This window comes from Nocardiopsis sp. NPDC055824, assembly GCF_053616335.1.
This window is the reverse complement of record NZ_JBSHDN010000352.1, coordinates 1-3685: the sequence shown is the minus strand read 5'-3', so window position 1 is coordinate 3685 and position 3685 is coordinate 1. Positions and strand designations below refer to the sequence as shown.

General features: G+C 73.3%; 4 protein-coding genes. 3 read left to right on the top strand and 1 reads right to left on the bottom strand.

Going from position 1 to position 3685, the window contains the following annotated elements:
- Nucleotides 1-73: 73 nt before the first annotated feature.
- Nucleotides 74-1258, bottom strand: a complete 1185-nt coding sequence (locus ACWGL3_RS31630) for an alcohol dehydrogenase catalytic domain-containing protein (RefSeq protein WP_452462142.1) — start codon at nt 1256-1258, stop codon at nt 74-76.
- A gap of 178 nt (nt 1259-1436) precedes the next feature.
- On the opposite strand from ACWGL3_RS31630, the gene ACWGL3_RS31625 reads away from it, so the two are divergent.
- From ACWGL3_RS31625 to ACWGL3_RS31615, 3 genes are all read left to right on the top strand, one after another.
- The gene (locus ACWGL3_RS31625) at nt 1437-2078 is read left to right on the top strand and encodes a TetR/AcrR family transcriptional regulator (protein WP_452462141.1); all 642 of its coding nucleotides are present in this window, start codon (nt 1437-1439) and stop codon (nt 2076-2078) included.
- Nucleotides 2075-2827, top strand: coding sequence for a DUF4097 family beta strand repeat-containing protein (locus ACWGL3_RS31620; RefSeq protein ID WP_267949552.1), 753 nt, complete (start codon nt 2075-2077; stop codon nt 2825-2827). The genes ACWGL3_RS31625 and ACWGL3_RS31620 overlap by 4 nt, the downstream gene beginning before the upstream one ends.
- Before the next feature lie 270 nt (nt 2828-3097).
- Complete coding sequence (locus ACWGL3_RS31615; RefSeq protein WP_267949551.1) at nt 3098-3583, top strand: CarD family transcriptional regulator; 486 nt, start codon at nt 3098-3100, stop codon at nt 3581-3583.
- Nucleotides 3584-3685: the final 102 nt, after the last annotated feature.

Sequence of the window (3685 nt, the reverse complement as noted above, 5' to 3'; positions counted from 1 at the left end):
GTGCGTTCGCACGGCGGGGTCCTCGGCGTTCGCGGGGACCCTCGTGCGGGCGCCGCGCCGCCGGTCCGCGCGGTCAGGGCCGGAAGACCACCTTGACCATGCCTTCCGCCTTCTTCTGGAACGCCTCGTACGCGTGCGGCGCGTCGTCCAGGGGCAGGTGGTGGGTGGCGAAGTCCTCCACCCCCAGCACGTCGGCGTCGTCCAGGAGCGGGAGGATCTCGGGCGCCCAGTGGCGCACGTTCGCCTGCCCCATCCGCAGCTGGATCTGCTTGTCGAAGAGGGTCAGCATCGGCATCGGGTCGGCCATGCCCCCGTACACGCCGATCAGCGAGACCGTACCCCCGCGCCGTACCAGGTCGATGGCGGTGTGCAGGGCGGAGAGCCGGTCCACCCCCGCCGTCTCCATCAGCTTCGCGCCCGCGCTCTGGGGCAGGAAGGAGGCCACCCTCTGGGCGAACCTCGCGGTCCCGTGCCCGGACGCCTCCATGCCCACCGCGTCGACGACCGCGTCCGGCCCCTCGCCGCGGGTGCGCTCGCGGATCTCCCCGATCAGGTCGTCGGTGCCGACGGAGGAGTCGAACACCTCCACCCCCCGGGCGGCGGCGCGTGCGCGGCGCTCGGCCACCGGGTCCACGCCGAACACCTGTCCCGCCCCCAGGTGGCGGGCGACCCGGCAGCACATGTCGCCGATCGGCCCCAGCCCCAGGACCGCCACCGAGCCGCCCTGCGGCACGTCCGCGTAGCGGACGGCCTGCCAGGCCGTGGGCAGGACGTCGGACAGGAACACGTACCTGTCGTCGTCCCCCTGGGCGGGGACCGGGATGGCGTTGCTCTGCGCGCGGGGGACCCGCAGGTACTCGGCCTGCGCCCCGGGCACGGAACCGTACAGCGAGCTGTAGCCGTAGATCCGCGCGCCCATGCCCTGCTCCTCGACCCTGGTGTTCTCGCACTGGGTCTGGAGGCCGGTGCCGCACATGGAGCAGTGCCCGCAGGAGATCTGGAAGGGGACGACGACGCGGTCCCCCACCGACAGGGACGTGACCTGCGGCCCGACCTCCTCGACGACGCCCAGGGGTTCGTGGCCGAGCACGTCGCCCGGGTTCATGAAGGGGCCGAGCACCTCGTACAGGTGCAGGTCGGATCCGCACAGGCCCGAGCTGGTGACCCGGATGACGGCGTCACCGGGGTCCTCGATCCGCGGATCGGGGACGTTGACGGTGTTGACGTCCCTCGTGCCGTTCCACACGACTGCCTTCATGACTCCCCCTGGTGTCGCCTCCTGTGCGCCGGCGCCCGGGGCCCGTGCTGCCCCCGGGGGCGGCCGTGCCCGCCCACTACCCGTGGGCCCGCGCCGGAAAACGAGGGCGGACCGGAGGACACGGAAGTCTTCAGTACCCAAAGTATCCAATACCCATGGGTATGCTAACCTCGCTCCCATGGCCGACGACTCCGGGGGCCCGGTCCCCCGCACCCCCCGCGAAGAGGTACGGCGCCGCCTGCTGTCGGCCGCCGTGCGCGCGTTCGCCGAGCACGGCTACGCCGACAGCCGCCTGGAGGACATCGCGCACGCGGCGGGCTTCACCAAGGGGGCCGTCTACTCCAACTTCGGCGGCAAGCGCGACCTGTTCGGCGCGGTCCTGCGGGAGCGCTCCGACGCCGAGATCGACACCCTGCTCGCACGGATCGGCGAGTCCGCCGACCCCGCCGACGCCGTCGCGGACACCGTCCGCGGCGTGGCCCGGCGCATCACCGAGGACCCCGAGCGCGGCCGTCTGGGCCTGGAGTTCGCCGCCCGGGCGACCCGCGACGCGCAGACCCGCGACGTGGTCGGCCGGATGCGGCGCGCCCAGCGGGAGGCGGTCGCCGAGGCCGTCTCCCGGTTCGCCGCCCGGGGCGTGCCCCTGGGCGCCGACCCCGGCCTCACCGCCCTGATCCTGCACTGCCTGACCAACGGCCTGTCCATGGAGCACCTGGCCGACCCCGGGTCGGTCGACACGGAAACGATCGAGAGGGCGCTGGGCGCCGTCATCGCAGCCCTGGCCTCCGTGCCACCGCCCGACCGCGAGGAGCCGCAGTGAACACGAAACCGGCCGTCCTGGCCCCGGCGTGCGCCGCCGCGACCGTCCTGCTGCTGTCCGGATGCGCCTCCGCCGCGACGGTCGACGAGGCCGAGGCGCAGCACCGCAGCTTCTCACCGTCCTCCGACGTGCTCACCATCGCGGTCGGCCGGGGGGACCTGGAGGTCGTCCCCGCCGAGGTGGACGACATCCAGGTGACGCGGTGGGTGTCGGGCGGGGCGGTCGTCGGCCCGCCGCGCGCCACCTGGGAGCTGAACGGCGAGACCCTGTCGCTCCAGATCCACTGCGGCCCGAGGGCCGGCTGCGACGCCCGCTACGAGGTGACCGTCCCCGAGGGGACCTCGCTCACGGTGGAGGGCGGCAGCGGCGACACCACGGCCACCGGCTTCGCGGAGCCGCTGGAGATCGGCACCGACAACGGGCAGGTGACGGTGGAGAACGTGTCCGGCCCCCTCGTCCTGCGCAGCGGGAACGGCGGGCTGCGCGCCCGCGGGATCGTCTCGCCCACCCTGGAGGCGCACACGGAGAACGGATCGATCGACGTGTCCTTCGCCAGGGCGCCCGACGACGTCCGGGTGAGCACGGCGAACGGGTCCGCGACGGTGGAGCTGCCGGAGGCGGGGTACGACGTGTCGTCCTCCTCCGACAACGGCGAGGTGGTGACCGACGTGGAGGTGGTGCCCGGAAGCGGCCACGTGATCGCCGCCGAGACGGAGAACGGCGACATCCGCCTGGTCCCCGCACGCTGACGCGCCGTGCCCGGCGCCCGGCCCGGCGGGGCGTCCTCCCGCCGGGTCCGGCCCGTGGAACGGGAGGGGCGGACGCGTCCGGAGCGGGGTTTCCCGCATTTCACCTTGACCTGACGCGAGACTCCTATAGTCTCCGCCGGTGATCAACCGACTGAACGGGCACCATGAGGATGAATCGCGCCATTCTCGTGTTCCGGACGTGCGCGCGACAGTGTTCCCCTCCGAACGGACGGCGGACCGGGCACCGCTGGGGGAGGCGGTGGTGAACCGGTGGACCTGACCGTGGGGCACGCCCTCATCCACCCCCGCCACGGGCTGGTGACCATCACCGGCCGCTCGACCCGGACCACCCCCGCCGGCGACGTCGAGTTCCTGACCCTGACCGTGCGCGCCTCGGCGATGGACATCCAGATCCCGGTGGCCAACGTCGAACTGGTGGGACTGCGCAAGGTCGTCGACGACGAGGGACTGCAGACGATCCTCGACACCCTGAGCCGGCCGCCGACGGACGACCCGCCCAACTGGTCGCGCCGGTTCAAGAACTACGAGACCAAGCTGGGCAGCGGGGACCCGCGCCAGATCGCCGAACTGGTCCGCAGCATCAGCGACCGGCAGCGCGCCAGGAAGGTCTCCGCGGGAGAGAAGCGCCTCTTCCTGAGCGGCAGGGAGATGCTCGTCAACGAGCTCTCGCAGCACCCCGGCGTCGGCGATGTCGAGAAGGCCGAACGCCTGATCGAGGAGAAGCTCTCCTCGTAGCGCTCCGGCCCCGGGCACGGGCCACCGCGCGGTCGCCCGCGTCCGGGACGGCGGAGGGTCCGACCCGCGTCCGGGGGCGTCCCCCGGCGGACGCCCCCGGAC